This is a genomic window from Amycolatopsis sp. NPDC003861 (genome assembly GCF_053605405.1).
The window spans coordinates 1-21400 of record NZ_JBSGJD010000171.1 but is presented as its reverse complement, the minus strand read 5'-3'; the positions used below and the strand labels follow the sequence as shown (position 1 = coordinate 21400).

24 protein-coding genes, 1 tRNA gene and 2 pseudogenes are annotated in these 21400 nt (G+C 70.4%); 15 read left to right on the top strand and 12 right to left on the bottom strand.

The window, feature by feature from the left end; genetic code table 11:
• Positions 1 to 208: pseudogene (locus ACWEVN_RS32795) on the top strand (PH domain-containing protein); the annotation flags it as partial.
• Here the strand turns inward: ACWEVN_RS32795 and ACWEVN_RS32790 are convergent.
• On the bottom strand, positions 205 to 1164 hold the full coding sequence (locus ACWEVN_RS32790; RefSeq protein WP_452053859.1) for a rhomboid family intramembrane serine protease: 960 nt from the start codon (positions 1162 to 1164) through the stop codon (positions 205 to 207). The pseudogene ACWEVN_RS32795 and the gene ACWEVN_RS32790 sit on opposite strands and share 4 nt — an antisense overlap.
• A gap of 38 nt (positions 1165 to 1202) precedes the next feature.
• Positions 1203 to 1721, bottom strand: a complete 519-nt coding sequence (locus ACWEVN_RS32785) for a peptidylprolyl isomerase (protein ID WP_176173816.1) — start codon at positions 1719 to 1721, stop codon at positions 1203 to 1205.
• A gap of 90 nt (positions 1722 to 1811) precedes the next feature.
• Between ACWEVN_RS32785 and ACWEVN_RS32780 the strand changes: the two genes are divergently transcribed.
• Positions 1812 to 2348, top strand: coding sequence for a hypothetical protein (locus ACWEVN_RS32780; protein ID WP_310968319.1), 537 nt, complete (start codon positions 1812 to 1814; stop codon positions 2346 to 2348).
• 64 nt (positions 2349 to 2412) lie between these two features.
• On the opposite strand, the gene ACWEVN_RS32775 is transcribed toward ACWEVN_RS32780, so the two are convergent.
• Both ACWEVN_RS32775 and ACWEVN_RS32770 read right to left on the bottom strand, forming a co-directional pair.
• A complete protein-coding gene (locus ACWEVN_RS32775; RefSeq protein ID WP_310968320.1) occupies positions 2413 to 2865 on the bottom strand; it encodes a DUF6918 family protein in 453 nt (150 codons plus the stop codon).
• 146 nt (positions 2866 to 3011) lie between these two features.
• Positions 3012 to 3545, bottom strand: coding sequence for a DUF2020 domain-containing protein (locus ACWEVN_RS32770; protein ID WP_452053858.1), 534 nt, complete (start codon positions 3543 to 3545; stop codon positions 3012 to 3014).
• An 82-nt stretch (positions 3546 to 3627) separates the two neighbouring features.
• Between ACWEVN_RS32770 and ACWEVN_RS32765 the strand changes: the two genes are divergently transcribed.
• Genes ACWEVN_RS32765 through ACWEVN_RS32750 form a run of 4 tightly spaced genes read left to right on the top strand, consistent with a single transcriptional unit; the run spans position 3628 to position 7538 of the window.
• Entirely contained in the window at positions 3628 to 4278 is a 651-nt protein-coding gene (locus tag ACWEVN_RS32765) for a hypothetical protein (protein WP_310968322.1), read from the top strand.
• Between the two features lies 1 nt (position 4279).
• Entirely contained in the window at positions 4280 to 4918 is a 639-nt protein-coding gene (locus tag ACWEVN_RS32760; RefSeq protein ID WP_452053857.1) for a pyridoxine/pyridoxamine 5'-phosphate oxidase, read from the top strand.
• A 50-nt stretch (positions 4919 to 4968) separates the two neighbouring features.
• Entirely contained in the window at positions 4969 to 6096 is a 1128-nt protein-coding gene (locus ACWEVN_RS32755) for an SMP-30/gluconolactonase/LRE family protein (protein ID WP_452053856.1), read from the top strand.
• 44 nt (positions 6097 to 6140) lie between these two features.
• On the top strand, positions 6141 to 7538 hold the full coding sequence (locus ACWEVN_RS32750; RefSeq protein WP_452053855.1) for an alpha/beta fold hydrolase: 1398 nt from the start codon (positions 6141 to 6143) through the stop codon (positions 7536 to 7538).
• On the opposite strand, the gene ACWEVN_RS32745 is transcribed toward ACWEVN_RS32750, so the two are convergent.
• On the bottom strand, positions 7516 to 8721 hold the full coding sequence (locus tag ACWEVN_RS32745; RefSeq protein WP_452053854.1) for a cytochrome P450: 1206 nt from the start codon (positions 8719 to 8721) through the stop codon (positions 7516 to 7518). The genes ACWEVN_RS32750 and ACWEVN_RS32745 overlap by 23 nt on opposite strands.
• A gap of 99 nt (positions 8722 to 8820) precedes the next feature.
• On the opposite strand from ACWEVN_RS32745, the gene ACWEVN_RS32740 reads away from it, so the two are divergent.
• Complete coding sequence (locus ACWEVN_RS32740; RefSeq protein ID WP_452053853.1) at positions 8821 to 11901, top strand: BTAD domain-containing putative transcriptional regulator; 3081 nt, start codon at positions 8821 to 8823, stop codon at positions 11899 to 11901.
• Here ACWEVN_RS32740 and ACWEVN_RS32735 read toward each other — a convergent pair.
• Together ACWEVN_RS32735 and ACWEVN_RS32730 are read right to left on the bottom strand one after the other, a co-directional pair.
• On the bottom strand, positions 11885 to 12628 hold the full coding sequence (locus ACWEVN_RS32735) for an ABC transporter permease (protein WP_452053852.1): 744 nt from the start codon (positions 12626 to 12628) through the stop codon (positions 11885 to 11887). The two genes, ACWEVN_RS32740 and ACWEVN_RS32735, sit on opposite strands and share 17 nt — an antisense overlap.
• Entirely contained in the window at positions 12625 to 13557 is a 933-nt protein-coding gene (locus ACWEVN_RS32730; RefSeq protein ID WP_452053851.1) for an ATP-binding cassette domain-containing protein, read from the bottom strand. Before ACWEVN_RS32730 ends, ACWEVN_RS32735 begins: the two co-directional genes overlap by 4 nt.
• Positions 13558 to 13685: 128 nt before the next feature.
• Here ACWEVN_RS32730 and ACWEVN_RS32725 point away from each other — a divergent pair, with 128 nt between their 5' ends.
• The gene (locus ACWEVN_RS32725) at positions 13686 to 14000 is read left to right on the top strand and encodes a DUF6355 family natural product biosynthesis protein (protein WP_449683048.1); all 315 of its coding nucleotides are present in this window, start codon (positions 13686 to 13688) and stop codon (positions 13998 to 14000) included.
• Between the two features lie 50 nt (positions 14001 to 14050).
• Here ACWEVN_RS32725 and ACWEVN_RS32720 read toward each other — a convergent pair.
• The 4 genes from ACWEVN_RS32720 to ACWEVN_RS32705 form a co-directional block, all read right to left on the bottom strand.
• Positions 14051 to 14123 (bottom strand) — tRNA-Ala (locus ACWEVN_RS32720).
• A gap of 31 nt (positions 14124 to 14154) precedes the next feature.
• The gene (locus ACWEVN_RS32715) at positions 14155 to 14322 is read right to left on the bottom strand and encodes a DLW-39 family protein (RefSeq protein WP_003100602.1); all 168 of its coding nucleotides are present in this window, start codon (positions 14320 to 14322) and stop codon (positions 14155 to 14157) included.
• 351 nt (positions 14323 to 14673) lie between these two features.
• Positions 14674 to 14871, bottom strand: coding sequence for a hypothetical protein (locus ACWEVN_RS32710; protein ID WP_449683047.1), 198 nt, complete (start codon positions 14869 to 14871; stop codon positions 14674 to 14676).
• A gap of 178 nt (positions 14872 to 15049) precedes the next feature.
• Positions 15050 to 15628: a hypothetical protein gene (locus tag ACWEVN_RS32705; protein WP_452053850.1), complete on the bottom strand. Its 579-nt coding sequence runs from the start codon at positions 15626 to 15628 to the stop codon at positions 15050 to 15052.
• A gap of 132 nt (positions 15629 to 15760) precedes the next feature.
• Here ACWEVN_RS32705 and ACWEVN_RS32700 point away from each other — a divergent pair, with 132 nt between their 5' ends.
• A complete protein-coding gene (locus tag ACWEVN_RS32700) occupies positions 15761 to 16564 on the top strand; it encodes an SDR family oxidoreductase (protein WP_452053849.1) in 804 nt (267 codons plus the stop codon).
• Between the two features lie 59 nt (positions 16565 to 16623).
• The gene (locus ACWEVN_RS32695) at positions 16624 to 17493 is read left to right on the top strand and encodes a helix-turn-helix transcriptional regulator (protein WP_452053848.1); all 870 of its coding nucleotides are present in this window, start codon (positions 16624 to 16626) and stop codon (positions 17491 to 17493) included.
• On the opposite strand, the gene ACWEVN_RS32690 is transcribed toward ACWEVN_RS32695, so the two are convergent.
• Positions 17465 to 17944: an ArsI/CadI family heavy metal resistance metalloenzyme gene (locus ACWEVN_RS32690; RefSeq protein ID WP_449683043.1), complete on the bottom strand. Its 480-nt coding sequence runs from the start codon at positions 17942 to 17944 to the stop codon at positions 17465 to 17467. The two genes, ACWEVN_RS32695 and ACWEVN_RS32690, sit on opposite strands and share 29 nt — an antisense overlap.
• A gap of 83 nt (positions 17945 to 18027) precedes the next feature.
• Between ACWEVN_RS32690 and ACWEVN_RS32685 the strand changes: the two genes are divergently transcribed.
• From ACWEVN_RS32685 to ACWEVN_RS32665, 5 genes and pseudogenes are all read left to right on the top strand, one after another.
• Positions 18028 to 18390: a metalloregulator ArsR/SmtB family transcription factor gene (locus ACWEVN_RS32685; RefSeq protein ID WP_452053847.1), complete on the top strand. Its 363-nt coding sequence runs from the start codon at positions 18028 to 18030 to the stop codon at positions 18388 to 18390.
• 58 nt (positions 18391 to 18448) lie between these two features.
• Positions 18449 to 18688, top strand: a pseudogene (locus tag ACWEVN_RS32680) (arsenic resistance protein); the annotation flags it as partial.
• A 62-nt stretch (positions 18689 to 18750) separates the two neighbouring features.
• Positions 18751 to 19158: an arsenate reductase ArsC gene (locus tag ACWEVN_RS32675; RefSeq protein WP_452053846.1), complete on the top strand. Its 408-nt coding sequence runs from the start codon at positions 18751 to 18753 to the stop codon at positions 19156 to 19158.
• Positions 19159 to 19192: 34 nt separating this feature from the next.
• Positions 19193 to 19549 carry an ArsR/SmtB family transcription factor gene (locus ACWEVN_RS32670; protein ID WP_452053845.1) on the top strand — a complete coding sequence of 119 codons (357 nt, stop codon included), beginning with the start codon at positions 19193 to 19195 and terminating at the stop codon, positions 19547 to 19549.
• Positions 19546 to 20769, top strand: coding sequence for a GNAT family N-acetyltransferase (locus tag ACWEVN_RS32665; RefSeq protein WP_452053844.1), 1224 nt, complete (start codon positions 19546 to 19548; stop codon positions 20767 to 20769). Before ACWEVN_RS32670 ends, ACWEVN_RS32665 begins: the two co-directional genes overlap by 4 nt.
• The last annotated feature ends 631 nt before the right edge of the window (positions 20770 to 21400 follow it).

Below are 21400 nucleotides of genomic sequence, written 5' to 3'. Positions count from 1 at the left end.
CGAGGGCCTGGTGGCCCGCACGCTCGGCGGCACGCACCGGCTGCCGTGGGCGCAGACGCGCACCCGGCTCCGCACCACCCGGCGGATGGGCCGCGACGGCGTCACGCTCGAAATCGAGCACGAAGAGCAGCTGTACGTCTTCGGGTGGCTCGACCTGGGCGAGGACCCGCGGGACGTCCTGGACGTCCTCAGCACGCTGCGCAGCTAGCGGCAGGTGTAGTAGAGGCCCTCGCGGTACTGGACGAAGTCGCAGGTCGTGGGGGCCGCCTGCGCACCGCGGTAGACCAGCAGGCCGAGCAGCGCGACGACGATGATCCCGATGCCGATCGCCTGCCACCGCGCCTGCTTGACCTGCGGCGCGTAGAGCAGCGCGACGGTGACCAGCGCGCCGGTCACCAGGCCGCCGAGGTGCCCGAAGATCGAGATGCCCGGGATGCCGAAGGTGATGAACGCGTTCAGCGCGAGCGTGATGATCAGGCCCGTGGGGTTCAGGCGCAGCTTCACCACCGTGACGCCGTACGCGCCCATCAGGCCGAACAGCGCGCCGGACGCGCCCGCCGTGCCCGGGAAGCCGGCCGGGTCGCCGAACAGCAGCACCGCCGTGGACGCGCCGAGCATGGAGACGAAGTAGAGCGCGAGGTAGCGGCCGCGGCCGGTCACCTGCTCGAGCGACCGGCCCATCATCCACAGCGAGAACATGTTGACCGCGATGTGGATCGGCCCGTAGTGCAGGAACCCGTTGGTCAGGACGCGCCACCACTCGCCGTGGCCCATGGTCGCGTCGCCGTAGAGGGCGCCGTGCTGGAAGAGCGCCGACAGGTCGTTGTCGTCGAGGCTCTTCGCCTGGACCACCGTGGCCAGGAAGACCAGGACGTTCACCGCGAGGATGACCTGGGTGACGAGCACCGACTGGGAGAGCCGCGCGCCGAAGACGGTGCGCTGGCCGAACCCGGCCTCCTGGTAGCCGCGGTGCTGACGGCGCTGCTGCTGGCTGCCGGCGTGGACGCAGTCGGTGCACTGGAAGCCGACGGGGGCTTCGCGGAGGCAATCCGGGCACGCCGGACGCCCGCACCGGGAACAGCTCAGTCCGGTCGGGCGGTTGGGGTGCCACCAGCACCCGGGCAGCGCGGCTTGTTCGGCGGCGGGGTTCGGCGGTTGGTTCACGATGTCACCAACCTACCGAAACCACGCTGGGGAAGCCGTCAGTGCTCGATGCTGACCTTTTCGATCACGATGTCGGTCAGCGGCCGGTCCGCCGGACCCGTCGCGGTGCGGGCGATCGCGTCGACGACGTTGCGCGACTCCTGGTCGGCCACCTCGCCGAAGATCGTGTGGCGGAAGTTCAGGTGGGTGGTCGGCGCGACGGTGATGAAGAACTGCGAGCCGTTCGTGCCGGGCCCGGCGTTGGCCATGGCCAGCAGGTACGGCTTGCTGAACTGCAGCTCCGGGTGGAATTCGTCGCCGAACTTGTAGCCGGGGCCGCCGCGGCCGGTGCCGGTCGGGTCGCCGCCCTGCAGCATGAAGCCGTCGATCACCCGGTGGAAGATCGAACCGTCGTAGAAGGGCCCGGAGTTCGTGCCCGCCGCGTTGGGCTGGGTGTACTCCTTGGTGCCTTCCGCCAGCCCGACGAAGTTCGCGACCGTCTTCGGCGCGTGGTCGGGGAGCAGGTTGAGGTGGATGTCACCCTGGTTGGTGTGCAGCGTAGCTTTCACGGAAGCCATCGTGCCATCTGCGGGCGGGCGGCGCGGAAAAGGGGCACGATAGGTTACGGGTAACAGAGCAGTGTCAAAACGAATGATGAGGTGAAGCCCATGTCCCGGGCGACAGCCCAGGCCGTCGAGACCGCCGACAAACTCGTCACCGAGGGTGTCAAGCAGGGGCGGCGCGCGCAGAAGAAGCTCGCGAAGAAGACGGAACTGACCCGCAAGGAGCTCAAGAAGAGCTCGAAGGCCGCTCGCCAGGAGGCGCTCGCGCGTCTGTCCGAGCTGCGCAAGCCGGGTCGCAAGGCGAAGAAGGCCGCCATCAAGGCCGCGAAGGCGGCCGGCGAGTCGAAGCGCCGCGGCAAGAAGGACTTCAAGGCGGCGAAGAAGGACTTCTACGCCGCTCTGTCCGAGGCCAAGTCGGCCGCCAAGGGCACCCGCAGCCGCCGCAAGTGGCCGTGGTTGCTGGGCCTGGTCGTGGTCGGCGCCGGTGCCGCCTACGCCCTCCGCTCGAAGCAGGAGCCGCCGGTCGCGCCCGCGCCGCCGAAGGCCACCCCGCCTGCGCCGAAGCCCGCCGAAGCGGCGAAGCCGGCCCCGCAGGCGAACGGCAAGGCGCCGTCCGCGGCGCCCGCCGAAAAGAAGAACTGAGCACGACGCGAAGAGGCCCCCGGGGGTGCAGCCGGGGGCCTCTTCAGTCGTGCCTGGGAACCGATCAGACGGCAGCGGCGTGCTTGTCGATCAGCTGGCCGAGACGCGGCAGCGCCTCCTCGACGTTCTTCTTGCCGTTCGGGCGCAGCTTCGAGTAGACCTTCTTGATGCTGTCGCGGCTGCTCTTCTCCGCGCGCGAGTCGGTGACGCTCAGCAGCGCGTCGGAAGCCTCGTCCGAGCGGCTGGTCAGGTAGGCGCCGAAGTCGTTGCCGCCCTTGGCGCGGTAGTCGCCGTAGAACGGCTCGAGCGCGGTGGCGAAGTCCGGCAGCAGCGTGTCGACGGCCGAGGGGATGATGCCCGGCTTGATCTTCTTGACCGCGGCGAAGCCGGTCTTGACGACGGCACCCGAAACGCCGCCCTTGTCCGAGACCTCGGCGTCCACGAGGGTCTCGAAGTCGGAAACGACAGCCGGGCGACGGCTGGAGTCGAGCAGGATTTCCTTGAGGGTGTCAGCCACGAATCTTGTCCTTTGTCCTTGCAGAGTTGGTGCCCCGCCCCGGGGTGGGGGTCCCCGGTGGCTGCGGTGCGCGAGTCCACGAAGCCTGCGCGTGACGCACAGGGTAATACAAGATCAACATCACTCACCCGTGTGGAGGTCGCTACCTAGAGCTTCAGGGCAGCGATAGCCTTCTTGACCACTGTGCGTGCCTTGACGCTCTGCTTCTGGTTGGTCGACGCGATGACCGCCACGGACCCCTTCGCGACCGCGTAGACGGCGCCGTCGTCGGAGGACAAATAGCCCCCCTTCCAGCCGGACGGGTCGCTCGCCGGGTTGGACGAGTCGAGCGGCGCCGCCTTGTTGACCAGCGCCGTCGCCGTCTTCGCGTCCCCGACGTACACCCGGACGGTGAGCTGGACCTTCCCGTCCGGGCGATAGAAGAAACACGCCGGGTGCGGCTGGTCGGCGGACACGCGCACCTTCGAGACGTGCTGGCCGTTCGACTCGGCCACGAACTCGCTGCCGAGGTACGGGCAGTCCTCCGTCGCGCCCGGCTCGGGGTCCGGGGGCAGGCCGCCGGCGTTGCTCGAGTTCGCGGCCGCCGTCGGCGTGCTGGGCGTCGCGGTGCCGGTCACGATGGTGGCGCTGCAGCCGGCCAGCAGGGCCACGGCGGGCGCGAGAAGTACGAGTCGTCGCATAGCGCCGACAGTCAACCACGAAGCATGTGTGAAAACCGCTGGCTGACGACGGCCTGACGCCCGGCCGTGCGACGATGGCCCGGTGCTCACCCCGGAGCAGTACCTCGGCGCGATGGCCGAGCGCATCCAGCGGGCCGGCGGCCGGCTGAACACCGTGCAGATCGGCCCGGCCACGGCCGTCGTCGGGCTGTTCACCGAGTCGGTGATGCTCTCGACGATGAACTACTGCGTGGTCGCCGCGGCCGTTCCCGAAGTCAGCGCGGCCGCGCTGTACGACTTCACCGGCCGCGCCACCCAGCACGCCCGCGCGAACCTGGTCGGCACCATGGGCTGGACGGCGGCGTCCGTCGTCATCGCCGGGCTGGTCGGCGGCCGCGTGTACCCGGACGCCGCGCAGGCCGCGTCGGCGAAGTCGGGCAACCAGTTCGGCGGCGAGACGCGGATGGTCGCGGTGGACCTCTCGGCCGGGCAGATGTACGCGTTCGTCGGCGGTAAGTTCTGGGGCGCCGCGGTGCAGGGTTCGGTCAACGCCAAGCTGACGTACTGCTTCCCGCAGCCCGCCGAGGTCTACCAGCAGCTGCAGTGGCAGCAGGCCCAGCAGCAACCGCAGCACCCGATGCCTCCGCCGGCACCGCAGGTGCCGCCTCCGCCGTACGCCGGCCCGGCCGGTCCGCAGCCGCCGGTCTACCCACCGCCGGGGCACGCTCCCCAGCAGGGTCCGTACGGTTACTGACATGGTGCAGTTGCGCGGCTGGCCGTCGTTCCCCGACGAACTCCCCGGGTTCACGCCGGAAACGGCGCCACCGGACCCGCAGGCGTTGTTCCTCGAGTGGCTGACCGAAGCCGGCGAGCACGTGCTGGCGCCGCACGCCGTCACGCTGTCCACTGTGGATGCCGACGGCGCGCCGGACGCCCGCGTGGTCATCCTCAAGGACGTCGGCCCCGGCGGCTGGGCGGTCGCGACCAGCTCGGAAAGCCCGAAGGGCCGGCAGCTGAGCAAGGACCCGCGCGCGGCGTTGACGTTCTTCTGGCCCGGCCGCGGCCGCCAGGTCCGGCTGCGCGGCCCGGTCTCCCCCGCCGCGCCCGAGGTGTCCGCGGCGGACTTCCTGGCCCGGCCGCCGGCGTCCCGCGTCGAGGCGTTCATCGGGCACCAGTCGCAGGTGCTGCCCGACCCGGCGGACCTCGACGCGGCGGCCGCCGAGGCCGAACGCTGGGTCGAGGAGCACCCGGGCGTGGCCCCGGAGACCTGGACGCGGTACCTGGTGGACCCGGACGAGGTCGAGTTCTGGCAGGCCAGCCACGACCGCCGGCACGTGCGGCTGCGGTACCGGAAGTCCGGCGGCGGCTGGGTCCGCGAGCGTCTCTGGCCTTGACGGGCCGGACGCGGCGGCGTAGGGAGGAATCCGACAAAACGGAGGTTCCGATGCGCCGGACCGTCGTCCTCGCCACCACCGCCGCCCTGTCCGCCGGGTTGCTGTCCGGCGCTTCCGCGGGGGAAGTAGCCCCACCGCGGCACCCCGCCGTCTTCGAGACGGTGTTCGCGTCGCCGCTCGGCCTGGAGGGCCTGACCACCGACGGGCGGGGCAACCTCTACACGCCGGCGCGCGGCGCCGATCCCTGCCCGGTCCTTCGGGTCGCCGCGGCCGGCGGTCCCGCGGCCGTCGTCGGCACGATCCCGGGGCCGTGCAACCCCGCCGGGCTCGCGTTCGACCGCCGTGGCCGGCTGTACGTGGCGAACGGCGACACCGTGGTGTCGTTCGTGCCGGACGCGGCGAACCCGCCGTCCGCGACGGTGTTCACCGCGGGTGTCCCCGGCGCGAACGGCCTGGCCTTCGACGCCTCGGGCGCGCTGTGGATCTCCGACGGCGGCACCGGGCAGGGCCGGGTCTGGCGCGCGGGCGCGGACGGCGTGGCCGCCGAGCAGTTCCGGGTGCAGCCGATGGTCAGCGACGTCCTCGCCGGCGGGATCGGCCGGGACGTGCGCGGCCTGCCGCCGGGAACGGTGACGATCACGCCGAACGGCCGCACGGCGGCGGACACCGCGGGCTCGCAGCACATCGTCGCGAACGGCCTGGCCTTCACCGCGGACGGCACGCTGCTGGTCGCGGACACGGCCCGGGGCGCGCTCTGGCGCGTGCCGATGGACCGCACGGGCCGCCCGCGCGCCGCGACCGGCTGCGACGTCGCTTTTCCGCCGAACACGTTGTGCCTGGACCACGTCGACGTGCAGCACCCGTACCTCGAAGGCGCCGACGGGATCGTCCTCGACCGCGCAGGCGGCGTCTGGACGGCGGTGAACGAGCGCAACGCGATCGTCCTGGCCCGCCGCGACGGCCGCGTGGTGGAGTACTTCCGCAACCCGGCCGACGCGACGTCGAAGCTGCGCAACGGCGGGCCGCTGGAGTTCCCGACCAGTCCGGTGCTGCTGCCGGACGGCCGCCTGTGCGTCACGCAGTCCGACGGCAACCGCCGCGACAACGCCCCGAACACCGCGGGCGAGGCCGCTCCCGCGGGTGCGGTGCGGGCGAAGGTCTCCTGCGTCAAGCCCTGATCGGGGGTATGCGGGTTCCGCGCCGGTGTGCGCATGATGCAGGCATGCGCTCGAAGATGCTGACCGCCGGGCTGGTCCTGGCGCTGACCGCCGCACTCGGGGGTGTGGCCGCGGCCGACGCGCGTCCTGGGGGACGACCGAAGCTGACGGATCCGCACCCGTGCCCGGGCCAGCCGGGTTTCACGTGCTCGACCCTGACCGTCCCGCTCGACCGCACCGGCCGCGTGCCGGGCACGCTCGACCTGTCCGTGGCGACCGCGGACAACGCGGACGCGCCCAAGGGCGTCCTGCTGTTCCTCACCGGCGGCCCCGGTCAGGGCGGCGTCGGGACCATCACGCGGATCGCCCGGCAGCGGCTGCCGGAAGTCGCGCGGGACTACCGGATCGTCATGCTCGACCAGCGCGGCACCGGGCCGTCGGGCGCGCTGCGGTGTCCCGGCCTGCAGGCGGAGATGGGCAGTTCGGACATCGCGACGCCGTCGGCCGGCGCGGTGCAGGAGTGCGCGCGCATCCTCGGCGACACGGCACCGCTGTATTCGACCGACCAGAGCGTGGCGGACTTCGACCAGCTCCGGCAGGCACTGGGCGTGCCGAAGCTGGTCGTCGACGGCGTCTCGTACGGCTCGTTCACGGCGGCGCGGTACGCGATCGCGCACCCGGACCGCGTCAGCAAGGTCATCCTCGATTCGGTGCTGCCACACCACACTTCCGCCTCGGCGTCGCTGTACCTGACGGGCCTGACGGCGGAGGCACGCGTGCTGCGCGAGGCGTGCGCGGTGGCCCCGGCCTGCGGCTACGACCCGGCCGAGGACCTGGCGTGGGTAGTCCGCCACCGAAGCACGGCGGACGGGGTAAGGATCTTCGACACGGTGGTGTCGTACGAGTTCGCGGACCCGTCCTACCGCAACCCCGCGGCGGGCGACCTCATCGGCGCCCTGCACGAAGCCCGCGGCGGCCACGCGGAGCGCTTGGACGGCCTGCTGGAGGCGTACAAGTCCGGCGGCGACGACCCGGCGGCGTTCAGCGCGGGCCTCCACGCGGCGACGCTGTGCGCGGACGGCCGCTTCCCGTGGGGCTCGGCGGCGACCCCGCTCGCGCTCCGCCGTCCGTTGCTGTCACTGGCTTCCCACGCGCTCCCGGAGTCGGCGACCTGGCCGTACACGACCGGAGTGGCGACGCAGCAGGGGTTCATCCAGAGCTGCCTGCCGTGGCCGGCGGAACACCCGGGCTCGAACCCGGCTTCGCGGCTCCCGAACGTCCCGGTCCTGCTGCTCAACGGCGACCGCGACCTGTCGACGCCGTTGGAGTGGGCGCGCGAGGAAGCGGCCCAGGCCCCGAACGGCCGCCTGGTGATCGTGCCGGGCGAGTCGCATTCGATCCAGAACCGCGAGCGCGGCCACGCGGGGAGGGACGCGGTGCTCAGCTTCCTGCGGTCCACGTGACCGGCAGCTCGTGGACGCCGTAGATGTTCATGTCCGTGCGCAGCTTCACCTCCTCGGCCGGGACAGCCAGCGCCAACGTCGGGAAGCGGCGCAGCAATCCTTCGAAGCCCGCGCGCATCTCGATGCGGGCCAGCTGCTGGCCGAGGCACTGGTGCACGCCGTGGCCGAAGGAGAGGAGGCCGCGGGCGTTGCGGTGGATGTCGAGCGTGTCCGGGTTCTCGAAGCGGCGGGGGTCGTGGTTGGCGGCCAGGAGCGAGACCACGACCGTCGAGCCCTTGGTGATCGTTTCGCCGCCCAGCTCGAGGTCCTCGGTGGCGTAGCGGAAGAAGATGTCGGCCACCGACAGGTAGCGCAGCAGTTCCTCCACGGCGCCGGGCAGCAGGTCCGCGTCGGCGCTCAGTTCGGCGCGCTGCCCGGGGTGTTCCAGCAGCGCGAACGTGCCCAGGGACAGCATGTTGGCCGTCGTTTCGTGGCCCGCGAGGAGCAGCAGGAAGGCCGCGCCCGTCAGCTCTTCGATGGTCAGGTCGTCGTGGCGGGCCAGATCCGACAGGATGTCCTCGCCCGGCTCCGCGCGCTTGCTCGTGACCAGCTCGGAGAGGTAGGTGTTCAGCGCGATGTACGCGCCCATCTTCTCCTCGAGCGTCTGCTCCCGGAGCATGAACTGCGCGGAGTTGGCCTGGAACGTCTCCCGGTCCGCGTAGGGCACGCCGAGCAGTTCGCAGATCACCAGCGACGGCACCGGGAGTGCGAACTCCTTGACCAGGTCGACCGGCGGGGCCAGCTTCGCCAGGTGGTCCAGCTGGCGCTCGACGACGTCGGCGATGTGCTCCTCCAGCTGCTTCATCCGCTTGACGGTGAAGGCGCCGGTGAGCTTGCGGCGCAGCCGGCTGTGGTCCGGCGGGTCCATCGCGATGAACATGCCCGGCAGCTGCGGCGACGGCTCGGTGGCGGCGGGCATGCCCGTCTCGTACGGCACGTGGATGACGTCGAGGTCCAGCCGGGAGCTGAACCGCGTGTCGGCCATCATCTGCCGGACCTCTTCGTAGCCGGTGACGAGCCAGCCCTCGTGCCCGTCGGGGAACACCAGCGGGCTGACCGGGCGAGTGTCGCGCAGCCGGGTGAGCGCGCTCGGCGGGTCGAAGGGTCCCGCGTCGCGGTCCATGGGGAGTCCGTGCTGGCTCATCGGGTTTCCTTTCGTGGCGTGTGCCGATGACGATCGCCGAGTGGGCTGACACGGGCCTGACACGCTTCGGACACCGCCGTTCGTGGCAAGATCGGCCGGGTGCAGATCGGGATCCTGGGGCCCTTCGAAGTGCGCACGGACGACGGCGTGCTCGCCGAGGTGCCGGGCGCCCGCCTGCGGGGACTGCTGGTCGCCCTCGCGCTCGAGCCGGGCCAGGTGGTCCCGAAGGCGACGCTCGTCGATTGGATCTGGGGCGAGCAGCCGCCCGCCGAGGCGCCGAACGCGTTGCAGCGCCTGGTTTCCCGGCTGCGGAAGGCGCTGCCGGAGGGGGCGGTCGACAGCAGGCCGACCGGCTACCGGCTGGTGGTGGCCCCGGACGATGTCGACGCCGTGCGGTTCGAACGGCTCGTCGGCCAAGCCCACACGGACCCGCGGCGGCTGCGCGAGGCACTCGCCCTCTGGCGCGGTCCGGCCATGCAGGACGTCGAGCTGCCGGAAAGCGCGGCCTTCGGCGCCGCCGTCACCCGGCTCGAAGGGCTGCGCCTAGCCGCACTGGAGGACCGGTTCGACGGCGAGGCCGGCCCGGAGCTCGTCACCGAGCTGACCGACCTGGTGGCCGCGAACCCGATGCGGGAACGGCTGGTCGCCGCGTTGATGCGGGCCCTCGTCGCGAGCGGCCGCGACAGCGAGGCGCTGCTCGCGTACGAGCGCACGCGGGAGACCCTGGCCGACTCCCTCGGCGTCGACCCGTCGCCGGAGCTGTCCGAGGTGCATGTCGCCCTGCTGCGCGGCGAGCTCGGCCGTCGGGAAGAGAGCCCGAAGACGAACCTGCGGGCCGAGCTGACCAGCTACGTCGGCAAGGACGCCGACATCGCCGCGGTCCGCGAGCTCGTCGCCGAACACCGGCTCACCACCCTGATCGGGCCGGGCGGTTCCGGGAAGACCAGGCAGGCCACGGAAACCGCCCGCACGCTGCTCGGCGACCTGCCGGACGGCGCGTGGCTGGTCGAGCTGGCGGGGATCGGCACCGGCGACGACGTCGCCCAGGCGACGCTCGGCGCGCTCAAGCTGCGGGACGCACTCGTCGGCGAGGCACCGGACGCCGAGCCGACGGACCGGGTCATCGCGGCCCTGCGCGAGCGTTCGATGCTGCTGATCCTGGACAACTGCGAGCACGTCATCGAGGCCGCGGCGGCGTTCGCGCACCGGGTGCTCGGCGAGTGCCGCCGGCTGCGGATCCTCGCGACGAGCCGCGAGCCGCTCGGCATCACCGGGGAGGCGTTGTGGCAGGTCGCGCCCCTGGTCCTGCCCGCGGAGGACGCGGATCCCGCCGAAATCGAGGCCGCCCCGGCCGTCCGGCTGCTGCGGGACCGGGCCGGCGCGGTGCGCAAGGACCTCACGGCGGACGCCCGGACGCTGGCCCGCGTCTGCCGCGCGCTGGACGGGATGCCGCTGGCCATCGAACTCGCCGCGGCCCGCCTGCGCACGATGTCGCTCGACCAGCTCGCGCACCGGCTCGACGACCGGTTCCGCCTGCTGACCGGCGGCAGCCGGACGGCGCTGCCGCGGCACCGGACTTTGCGCGCGGTGATCGACTGGAGCTGGGAGCTGCTTTCCGACGCCGAACGCGTCGTGCTGCGCCGGCTCTCGGTGTTCTCCGGCGGCGCGAGCCTGGAGGCGGCCGAGCGGGTCTGCGGTGACGACGACGTCCTGGACCTGCTGACCGCGCTGACCGAGAAGTCGCTGGTGGTCGTGGTCGGCGAGCGCTACCGGATGCTCGGCACGATCAAGGAGTACGCCGGGCAGCGGCTCGCGGAGGCGGGCGAGACGGACGTCGCCCGGCGCGCCCACCTCGCGTACTTCACGGAACTCGCCGAGACAGCGGAGCCACACCTGCGCCGCGCCGAGCAGCTGACGTGGCTCGCCACGCTCGAGGCCGAGCACGAGAACATCACCGCGGCGATGCGCGGCGCCCTCGCGGCGGGCGAGGCGGCCGAAGCGATGCGGCTCGCGGCGACGGCGGGCTGGTACTGGTGGCTGGCCGGGCACCGGGCAGAGGGCAACGAGCTGGTCATGGCGGCCACGGCCGTGCCCGGCGAGGTGCCGGCCGAGATCCGCGGCCTGGTCTTCACGTTCGTCGTCCAGTTCGTGACGTCCGGGCAGCAAAGCGACGAGTACCGGGCGGAGGACTGGATCCGCAGGGCGTACGAGATCAGCCTGAAGGTCGAAAACCCGCCGCTGGCCTTGCGGTTCGCCGCCGCGCTGGAGCGCCTGCTGCACGGACCGGACGCGGCGCTGACGGCGTTCGAGCCGCTGCTCACCGACGAGGACCCGTGGGTGCGCGCGGTGGCCCGGCTGCAGCTGGGCAAGATGCGCGTCCAGTTCGGGCACGGTGACCGGGAAGCGGACACGCTGCTCGAGACGGCCGTCGCCGAGTTCCGCGCGCTCGGCGAACGGTGGGGCACCTCGTTCGCGCTGACAGAGCTGGCGGACCGCATCACCGTGCGCGGCGAGTTCGCGGAGGCGTGTGAGTACTACGAGCAGGCCATCGACGTGGTGACCGAGGTCGGCGCCATCGAGGACGTCGTGCGGATGCGGGCGCGGCAGGCCCAGCTGTACTGGCTGCTGGGCGACGAAAAGGCGAGCGCCGCCGCACTGGCCGAGGCCCAGCGGCGCGCGGAGGGAGTGGCCTGGCCGAACGCGCAGGCCGAGCTCGCCCTGGCCAAGGCGGAACTAGCGCGCTGGAGCGGCGACACCGGACAAGCGCGTCGCCAGCTCGACGTCGCCAAGACGATGTTGGGCGACGACGCCGAGCGCGCGATCGCCCGGGCGGTGGCCGAGGACCTGCTCGGGTACCTCGCCGAGGACGTCGGCGAATCCCGGGCGCACCGGGCGGCGGCGTTCGAAGCGGCGACCCGGACGGGACACCCGCTGATGATCGCGCGGGCCCTCGTCGGAATCGCGGACCTGGCCCTGCGCACCGGCGAGGACGAGCAAGCCGCGCGATTGCTGGGAGCGAGCGCGGGAGTCCGGGGCCTGCCGGACCGCTCGCACCCGGACGTGGCCCGGATCGAGGAGACCGCCCGGCGTCGCCTCGGTGACGAGGGGTTCACCGAGGCGACGCGGGCGGGGGCGGAAGCGAGCTGGCCGGAGCTGGCCGCGGTCACGCTCGCTTCTTGAAGGTCGACGACGCCCACAGGTAGCCGACGACGGCGATCCCGGCGCACCAGCCGAGCGCGGCGAGCAGGGTGCCGGTGGCCGGCGTCCCGTTGAGCAGGCCCCGCAGGGTTTCGATGATCGGCGTGAAGGGCTGGTATTCGGCGAACTGCTTGAGGCCGGGGCCCATCTTTTCGGCGGGCACGATGGCGCTGCTGAAGAACGGGAGCATGACCAGCGGCACCGAAGCCAGGCCCGCCGTTTCCGGCGATTTCGCCGCCAGGCCCAGCGCGATCGTGAGCCAGCCGGTTGCGAAGCCGAGCAGCACGACGACGCCGAACGCGCCGAGCCAGTCGAGAACGCCCGCGGCCGGGCGGAAACCGAGCAGGAAGGCGACGCCGAGGAGGGCCGCGATGGCGATCAGGTTGGTCAGCACGCTGGCGACGACGTGGCCGGTGAGCACCGCGCCGCGCGAGACGTCCATGACCTTGAAGCGGTTGATGATGCCCTTGGTCATGTCGGAGTTCACCGCGGTGGCGGTGGCTCCCAGCCCGTAACAGACGGCGAGCAGCATCAGCCCGGGCGTCGCGTAGTCGACATAGTTGACGCCGACGCTGAAGGCGTCGCCGAACATGTAGACGAACATCAGCATGACGACGACCGGCATCAGGATCGCGTTGAACACCGACATCGGGTTCCGGGCGATGTGCTTGAAGTTGCGGCGCAGCATGACGATCGAGTGGGCGTTCATCGCGCGGGAACCTCCGTGGCGTGGCCCGTCAGGGCGAGGAAGACGTCGTCGAGATCGGGCGCGTGGACGGACAGTTCTCCGGCGCTGAGCGCGTATTCGTCGAGTCTGTCCAAAAGGGACCGAAGGGATTTCGTGCCGCCGTCGCTGGGAACGCGCAGAGCCAGGGCTTCGTCGTCGCGGGTGGCGTCGGTCAGGACGCGCGCGGCCGCGTCGAGCTCGGCCGGGGTGGTGAACCGGAGCCGGACGTGGGTACCGGAAATCCGGCGCTTCAGCTCGTCGGCGGTCCCCTGGGCGACGAGCCGGCCCTGGTCGAGCACGGCGATGCGGTCGGCGAGCTGGTCGGCCTCTTCGAGGTACTGGGTGGTGAGGAAGATGGTGACGCCGTCGGCGACGAGGTCGCGGATGATGGTCCACATGGTCCGGCGGCTGCGCGGGTCCAGGCCGGTCGTCGGCTCGTCGAGGAAGATGATCCGCGGGCGGCCGACGAGCGTCATGGCGAGGTCGAGCTTCCGGCGCATGCCCCCGGAGTAGGTCGACGCGGGTTTGCGCGCCGCCTCGGTGAGTTCGAAGCGCTCGAGCAGTTCGCTGACGGTCCGCTTGCCGGCGCCTCGGCTGAGGTCGACCATCAGCTGCAGGTTCTCCTGCCCGGTGAGCAGCTCGTCGACGGCGGCGAACTGCCCGGTGACGCCGATCGCGCCCCGCACGGCCTTGGCCTCGGTGGCCAGGTCGTGCCCGGCGACGCGGGCGGTGCCACCGTCGGCCTTCGCGAGCGTGGTGAGGACGTTGACGGTCGTCGTCTTGCCGGCGCCGTTCGGGCCGAGCAGGGCGAAGATGCTCCCGGCCTCGACTTCGAGGTCCACGCCGTCGAGGACGGTTTTGTCTTGGTAGGCCTTCCGCAGTCCGGAGGCCGTGATCGCCAGGTCTGTCATGGGAACCACGGTCGGGGAGCGGCCTGACACGGACCTGATCCGGACCTGACACGGGGATTTTCCGGCCAAACCGGGCAAAGATCCGTTAGCCTGCCCAGACTAGTTGATCTTCAGCCAAAAGGAGCAACATGTCGATCAAACGTGCCGCAAGCACCCTGCTGGCGGCCGGTGCGCTGGCAGCCGCCGGCAGCATCGCCCTGGCCGCCCCGGCGAGCGCCGAACCGTGCGGTTGGCAGGGTGACGGCACCCAGAACTACAACCACTGCGGCAGCACGACGGTGATGCTGACGGTCGAGCACGTCTTCGGCTCCGACGACCACTTCTGCGCCCGTCCGGGCATGAACAACATCAACGCGGGCAACTCGCCGTACAACACGTGGCGGACGACGTTCGCGTATTACAACAACGGGCCGACCAACTGCGCCTACGGCTGGTACCGGTAGTTCTTTCCATGACGAAGGCCAGGTCCGGCTGGACCTGGCCTTCGTCCGGGTGGAGCTGAGGGGAATCGAACCCCTGACCCCCGCCTTGCAAAGGCGGTGCTCTACCAATTGAGCTACAGCCCCGGACGCGGGCAGCGCGTGCCCGCGGGGAAGATCAGTTGTGGGAAGCGCCGGCCGGCTTGGCCGGGGTGGTGCCGTTGGTGGAGGGCACCGGCGCGGTCGCCTCACGCCAGAGGTCGGCTTCGGCCTTGGCCGCCTTGTTGCGCTTGACGACGAACAGGACGCCGCCCGCGATGACGGCGAGTGCCAGCAGCTTCTTCACCGAAGCCCCCTTCTCAGCTTGCTTCCCTTACCCCGCGATGTTACTGCACCGGCTCGGGACGGGTGTCAGGCAGCCAGTGGTTCCACGTGGAACCACTGGTAACGCACGTCACACGCCGCAGGAAATACCGGCTCGGGTGGTCTTGTTGTAAGGATTGGTCGGTGTGCCCACCGTGTCCCCCGGGCCTCACTCATCGCCTTCGCGGAGTTCCGTACGGCTGGAGCCGCGATGCGCCACTCGCCGAGAGGCGACCGTGCGGCGCGCCGACCGTGACCGCTCAGCCCTGCCGGACTTCTCTTCCCGGCAGGGCTGACCTGTGTGGTGACCCGGCTCCGGGGAGCCGGGTCACCGTCAGGGCGGACGACGACGTGATTCCTTGTCGCCCCGAAGCAGCCGAAGCAGTGCGACCGCGTGTTTGCGGCCGGCCTCATCCGCTCGTAACGACCAGATGACCACGATCAACTGTGTCACGTACCGGAGTACGACCACCGCTGCCGCCGCCGTTGCTCCAACAACACCACTGAACTGCACGACTTCGACCGCCGTCACCGTGACTCCTTTCTCGGAGTTCCGGTGGTTTTTACGGGGGCCGGGCGGGATCCCCTCGGATCCCACCCGGCCCCCTTCCCCCACTGGAGTCACGGGAGCGCGAATTCGCGCAGCGCTATGGAGTTGTTTCGGCATCTCGAGTGTACGGGATTTCGGCCGGTTGCTTGCCGGACGCGGTTCAGGCGCCGTTGATCCGCTCGACGAGCTCGGCCCGGTACTCCTGCGCCGCCCGGAACTCCGGCTCGTCGCCGGTCGCCCGCTTCAAGGCGCCTTCCAGGATCTTCAGTCCCTGCCGTTCGTCGCCGCGCGCGTCCGCTTGCCTGGTGGCGTTTTCCATGGCTTTGGCGAGCTTGGTCTGCGCCTCGGGTTCCTCGGTGGCCTTGTTGATCCGGATCCAGTTGCCACCCGGGTCGACGACGGTGAACCCGGTGTACCGGTCGTTGCGCAGCCGCGGCCGGGTCATCCGCGGGATGCCGGAGACGAGCAGTTTTCCGTGCACGGACCGCATCCCCGCCGCAAAGGCCTCGAACAGCTCGCTGGTGTCTTCCACGATGACCAGGCAGGTGCTGTACGACTGCGCGGGGTCGTAGCCGTCCATTCCGAAGAAGTGCAGGTTGAGGTCTTCCCTCCGCACCGCGACGTGCGGGTTCGGCCGCGTCTGGCGATAGGTGATCTCGAAGCCGAGCATCTCGTAGAAGGAGGCGATCTCGTCGATGGACGGGCAGGGCAGGAGCGGAATGGTCAGTTCGTTCGCCATTGCCCGAAGCTAAGCCCGGACCTGCCGAAACGACACCGAGCTATTTGCTGGTGCGAACAGCGCGGGTGGCTCTCCCAGTGCCTGGATCACCAGGGTCTCCCGGCCGGTGCCGGAAGCCGGTCAACTGATCCCATGTCGGAAACCCAGTTCACCACTCACGCGGACCTTTTCGATCTGACGGGCAAGCACGCCCTCGTCACCGGCGGTACCAGGGGCATCGGGCTGATGATCGCGCGCGGCCTGCTGCAGGCGGGCGCCCGCGTCGTCATCAGCTCACGCAACGCGGACGCGTGCGCGGAGGCACAGCAGGCGCTGTCCGAATTCGGCGACGTCCGAGCGATCCCCGCCGACCTGTCCACCTACGACGAGTGCCGGCGGCTCGCCGATCTCGTCGAGGCCGGCTCGGAACGCCTGGACATCCTCGTCAACAACGCGGGAGCGATGCGGCGCGAGCCGCTGGAGACGTTCCCGGCCGAGGCTTGGGACACCGTCGTCGACCTCAACCTCAAGGCGCCGTTCTGGCTGGTGCAGGCCCTGCTCCCGGCGCTTCGCAAGGCGGGCACCGCCGATGATCCCGCGCGAGTCGTCAACATCGGCAGCATCGCCGCGATCCACGTCGCCGAGGCGCCGAATTATTCGTACGCCAGCAGCAAAGCGGGGCTCCACCAGCTCACCCGGGTATTGGCCAGGGAACTGGGCCCCCAGCACATCACGGTGAACGCGGTGGCCCCGGGACCGTTCCCGTCGCAGATGATGGCGTCCACGCTCGATGCCATCGGCGACCGGATCGCGGCGAAGGCGCCGCTGCGCCGGCTCGGCCGTGACGACGACATGGCCGGGATCGCCGTGTTCCTCGCCGGCCGGGCCGGGGCCTACCTCACGGGCACTGTCATCCCGGTCGACGGCGGTATCGCCACGACCGCAACGGGTACGTAGGCATCGGGGGGTACCGGCAGAACCTCCCTCCGCCGGCGAACGGGGCTTACGGTGACGAGGTGGCCACGATCGATCTGCGCACCGAGATCAAGGAGTTCCTGACCTCGCGCCGCGCCCGGATCACGCCCGGGCAAGCCGGACTGCCCGCGTACGGCGGCAACCGCCGGGTCGAAGGTCTGCGGCGCGAAGAGGTGGCTCTGCTGGCGGGGGTCTCGGTCGATTATTACGTGCGCATGGAGCGCGGCGGCCTCGCCGGCGCCTCCGACGGCGTGCTCGACGCGTTGGCATCCGCGTTGCAGCTCGACGAGGCCGAGCGCGATCACCTGTTTCACCTCGCGCGGCAGTCCGGCGTTCCCCGTCGCTCCCCCGCGACGGTGCGGCCGGCGTTGCAGCAGGTGCTCGACGCCATCACCGACGCGCCGGCGTGGATCTGCAACGGCCGTTACGACGTCCTGGCGCTGAACCACCTCGCCCGCGCGCTGTATTCCCCACTTCTGACCGACACGAGACGACCGCCGAACACCGCGCGTTTCGTGTACCTGGATCCCGAAGAGGCAAGGACGTTCTTCGTCGACTACGACCGAATCGCCCGCGATGTAGCCGCGAAGCTCCGCATGGAAGCCGGCCGCAATCCGCACGACGAGGAGCTGATCGCCCTGGTCGGCGAATTGTCGACCCGCAGCGAACTGTTCCGGCGGCGGTGGGCCACCCAGGACGTCCGGCTCCACCGGTCGGGACGCAAGCGCCTGCACCACCCGGTAGTGGGCCGGCTCGACCTGGACGTCGAGTCGCTGGAACTGCCGGCGGAGCCCGGCTTGCTCCTGAACGTCTACACCGCCCCCGCCGGCACACCGGCCGCGGACGGCCTGGCCCTGCTGGCATCGTGGGCGGCCGGCCAGGTCAGGAGCAGCAGCCTTCGGGCCGAGTGACCTTTTCGGCCTGGCCGGTTTCCGCGTCGGGGGTGCAACACGTGGCCGGGGTGGCGAGGGCCGCGCTGTCGGTGCCGAAGGTCCGGGAGTCGGCCTTGACGGTGTAGACCTCCCACGGCTCCTGGCCGGGGCCGTGCACCCACACCTTGTCCTGCACGGCGTAGCAGCAGGTGGTGTCGTCTTCGGTCAACGTCTCCAGCCCTTCGCCGGTCAGCCGCTTGCTGGCCTCGCTGACCTGGTCGGTCGACTCGACCTCGACGCCCAGGTGGTCCATGACCGTCGCCTGCCCGGGCTCGCCCTCCAGGAGGACGAGCTTGAGCGCCGGTTCGGCGATGGCGAAGTTGGCGTACCCGGGGCGGAGCTTGGCCGGCTCGGTGCCGAACAGCTTCGAGTAGAAGTCGATCGAGCTTTCGAGGTCTCCGACCCGCAGCGCGAGCTGTACCCGTGACATTGCATCCTCCTTGAATAGACGTTCGTCGAAGCAAGAACCCGACTTAGATTGCCTTCTACTTAGAAGTTCGTCAAGATAGATGCATGCCGAAACAGCTGCCGATCGTCGCGATGGACACCTGCTGCTCGCCGCTCGCCCGTGAACCACTGAACGAGAGCCAGGCCGTCGAGCTGTCCAAGCTGTTCAAGGCGATGGCCGATCCGGTCCGCCTGCGGCTCTTGTCGCTGATCGCCTCCCACGCCGGGGGCGAAGCGTGCGTGTGCGACCTGACCGACGCCTTCGACCTGACCGGCCCGACCATCTCCCACCACCTCAAGGTGCTGCGCGAGTCCGGGTTGATCACCGGCGAACGGCGCGGGACCTGGGTGTACTACCGCGTCCACCCCGAGGTGCTGGCCCGGTTGTCGGCCGTGCTGGTCCCCGGCGACGCGATCGCCCCGGCATGACCGGCACGCACGCCGGGGTGGTCGGCAAGCTGTCCACCCTGGACCGGTTCCTGCCCGCGTGATGTTCGCGCTGGCCTGGCTGCTGCTGCCCGATCTGCCGGAGTACCGGACCGGGTTGATCATCGTCGGCCTGGCCCGCTGCATCGCGATGGTCATCATCTGGAACGACCTCGCGTGCGGTGACCGGGAAGCCGCTGCGGTGCTGGTCGCGCTGAACTCGGTGATCCAGGTGATCGCGTTCGGTCTGCTCGGCTGGTTCTCTCTCTCGGTCCTGCCCGGCCGGCTCGGCCTGCCCCAACTCGTGTACGTGTCCCTGGCGCTACGCCGCCGCTTCACTCCGGCCCCCGTGGAGGTCACCCCGTGAACACCCCCGAAGTCCTGTTCGTCTGCGTCCACAACGCCGGCCGCTCCCAGATGGCCGCCGCGTTGCTCGCCCACCACGCCGGCAGCGCGGTCGACGTCCGCTCGGCCGGCTCCGCACCCGCCGAGAGCATCAACCCCGCCGTGCGCGAGGCGATGGCTGAAATCGGGCTCGACCTCTCCCGCGAGGTCCCCAAGAAGCTGACCACCGACGCGGTGGAAGCCGCCGACGTCGTGATCACCATGGGCTGCGGTGACGCGTGCCCGATCTTCCCCGGCAAGCGCTACCTCGACTGGCAGCTCGACGACCCCGCCGGCCAATCCGTCGAGGACGTCCGGCCAATCCGGGACGAGATCGAACGCCGCGTCCGCGCCCTGCTCGCCGAGCTGGTCCCCGCCACATCCTGAACCTTCCACCGCGCCCATTTATCGTTTATCGTCGATGGACGATGAAGGGGGGGCTGTTGTGCTCGATCGCCACACTGCCGAGACCTACGCGGGCTGGTTCCGCGCGCTGGCCGACCCGACGCGGGTCCAGATTCTCAACCTGCTGGCCGCCACCGGCACTCCGCTGACGGTCGGGCAGATCGTCGAACGGGTCGAGGTCGGCCAGTCCACGGTGTCCGCCCATTTGAAAATCCTCACCGAAGCCCGGTTCGTGCTCGCCGAACCACGCGGCACCGCCCGGCTCTATCAGGTCAATCAGCGCTGCGTGTCCTGCTTCCCGACCGCCGCCGACGTCGTCATGGGCCGCGGAGTCCTGCCGTTCGCCGCCGTCACCTGCGAAATCATTCGATGAATCCCGACCGCGACGCCGTCCGCGACCGCTACGCCGGCGCTGCCCGGCGAGCACTCGACGGCGAAGGAACCGGCCTGCTCACCGGCGACGGAGACGCCGAACGGCTCGGCGCCGTCCACTACGCCGGCGAGGACATCCCTGCCGAAGTGTCCGCAACCAGCCTCGGGTGCGGCAACCCGCTGGCCGTCGCCGACCTGCACCCCGGGGAAACGGTGCTCGACCTCGGCTCGGGCGGAGGGCTCGACGTCCTGCTCTCCGCCCGCCGCGTCGGCCCCACCGGCCGCGCCATCGGCCTGGACATGACCGACGACATGCTCACCCTCGCCCGGCGCCACGCCGGGCGAGCCGACGTCATGAACGCCGAGTTCATCAAGGCCACCATCGAACGCGTCCCGCTGCCGGACGCCTCAGTCGACGTCGTCATCTCCAACTGCGTCATCGCGCTGTCGTCCGACAAGCCGGCCGTGTTCGCCGAGATCGCCCGCGTTCTACGCCCCGGCGGCCGTCTCGGGATCACCGACATAGTGGCCGACGACACGCTCACCGCCGAACGCGCAGCCCGCACCGACGCGGTCGAGTGCCTCGGAGGCGCGCTCACCGCCGACCGCTATCACGCTCTCCTCCAGGACGCCGGGTTCGCCGGCATCAACGTCCGGCTGACCCACGAAGTCGGCGACAAGCTGCACTCGGCGATCATCCGTGCCCACCGGCCGGCGCCTGTCCGCGTCGTTCCCATGACGATGGATCACGCCGAGCAAGTCCTGGCGATCTACCAAGCCGGGCTCGACACCGGGCACGCCAGCTTCGAAACCACCGCCCCCGGCTGGGCCACGTGGGACGAGGACCACCTGCCGGCGCACCGGTTCGTGGCCCTCGATGCCGCCGGAGACGTGCTCGGCTGGACCGCGGTCAGCGCCGTCTCCTCCCGCTGCGTCTACGCCGGAGTCGTCGAGCACAGCGTGTACGTCGGCACGACCGCACGCGGCCGAGGTGTTGGCCACGCGCTTCTGGATGCGCTCATCGGCTCGACCGAGAACGCGGGGATCTGGACGATCCAAAGCGGCGTCTTCCCAGAGAACACCGCGAGCAGAGCACTCCACCGCCGCGCCGGCTTCCGCGAACTCGGGACCCGCGAACGGATCGGCCGGCATCACGGCCGGTGGCGCGACGTCGTGGTGATCGAACGGCGAAGTACCGCTGTGGGGATCGCATCCGACTGAAACCGAGAGCCAGCCAGCAAAAAGCCCGGCTCGCGAGAGGCGAACCGGGCTTGACTTGCGTGGGCCTACCAGGACTTGAACCTGGGACCTCTTCGTTATCAGGGCAAGATCACTCGTTCCTGACCAACGTCAGCTTCCGCTGGCCTGGCGCTCGGATGTCCGTGAGCGTCCGCAGAGGTACTCGGCAATGCAAGCCGATTGTCAGGCGGTTTGTCAGGCAGCGTCCACTGTTCGACGTGTCGCGCCTCGTCCGCCGCCTGACTGAGGTGCGAGACGATGTCAAATCAACCGCTTCGGCGTCGGCCCGGTGGGTATCGAGGCAGCTCGACAACCTGTGCAGCGTCCGCGACGTCGAGGACTACCTCGCGAACTCGGAGCTTCCTATAGCCGATGACAAGGTGCAGAAGTGCTTCGCCGTCGGCTTCCACTGCAGAGACGAGAGCCGCAGCAAGCTCGTTACGCCTGGTGTTCGCCCCGGCTTCATTAGCTAGCTCGACAAGCTGATCAAGTCGGCGATCCAGGGGGAATGGCCAAGATGGAGTTGCCCCTTGGGGCCGGACACCTTGATTCCAGACGGTGGTCTGGAGGGAGGATGTCCTGGTGTCTCGCAGGTCGAAGTATCCGGAGCAGT

Coding starts and splice junctions, on each gene's coding strand:
- ACWEVN_RS32785 (WP_176173816.1), bottom strand. CDS start 1,721: ATGGCTTCCGTGAAAGCTACGCTGCACACCAACCAGGGTGACATCCAC.
- ACWEVN_RS32780 (WP_310968319.1), top strand. CDS start 1,812: ATGTCCCGGGCGACAGCCCAGGCCGTCGAGACCGCCGACAAACTCGTC.
- ACWEVN_RS32770 (WP_452053858.1), bottom strand. CDS start 3,545: ATGCGACGACTCGTACTTCTCGCGCCCGCCGTGGCCCTGCTGGCCGGC.
- ACWEVN_RS32760 (WP_452053857.1), top strand. CDS start 4,280: ATGGTGCAGTTGCGCGGCTGGCCGTCGTTCCCCGACGAACTCCCCGGG.
- ACWEVN_RS32755 (WP_452053856.1), top strand. CDS start 4,969: ATGCGCCGGACCGTCGTCCTCGCCACCACCGCCGCCCTGTCCGCCGGG.
- ACWEVN_RS32750 (WP_452053855.1), top strand. CDS start 6,141: ATGCGCTCGAAGATGCTGACCGCCGGGCTGGTCCTGGCGCTGACCGCC.
- ACWEVN_RS32745 (WP_452053854.1), bottom strand. CDS start 8,721: ATGAGCCAGCACGGACTCCCCATGGACCGCGACGCGGGACCCTTCGAC.
- ACWEVN_RS32735 (WP_452053852.1), bottom strand. CDS start 12,628: ATGAACGCCCACTCGATCGTCATGCTGCGCCGCAACTTCAAGCACATC.
- ACWEVN_RS32730 (WP_452053851.1), bottom strand. CDS start 13,557: ATGACAGACCTGGCGATCACGGCCTCCGGACTGCGGAAGGCCTACCAA.
- ACWEVN_RS32725 (WP_449683048.1), top strand. CDS start 13,686: ATGTCGATCAAACGTGCCGCAAGCACCCTGCTGGCGGCCGGTGCGCTG.
- ACWEVN_RS32705 (WP_452053850.1), bottom strand. CDS start 15,628: ATGGCGAACGAACTGACCATTCCGCTCCTGCCCTGCCCGTCCATCGAC.
- ACWEVN_RS32700 (WP_452053849.1), top strand. CDS start 15,761: ATGTCGGAAACCCAGTTCACCACTCACGCGGACCTTTTCGATCTGACG.
- ACWEVN_RS32690 (WP_449683043.1), bottom strand. CDS start 17,944: ATGTCACGGGTACAGCTCGCGCTGCGGGTCGGAGACCTCGAAAGCTCG.
- ACWEVN_RS32685 (WP_452053847.1), top strand. CDS start 18,028: ATGCCGAAACAGCTGCCGATCGTCGCGATGGACACCTGCTGCTCGCCG.
- ACWEVN_RS32670 (WP_452053845.1), top strand. CDS start 19,193: ATGGACGATGAAGGGGGGGCTGTTGTGCTCGATCGCCACACTGCCGAG.
- ACWEVN_RS32665 (WP_452053844.1), top strand. CDS start 19,546: ATGAATCCCGACCGCGACGCCGTCCGCGACCGCTACGCCGGCGCTGCC.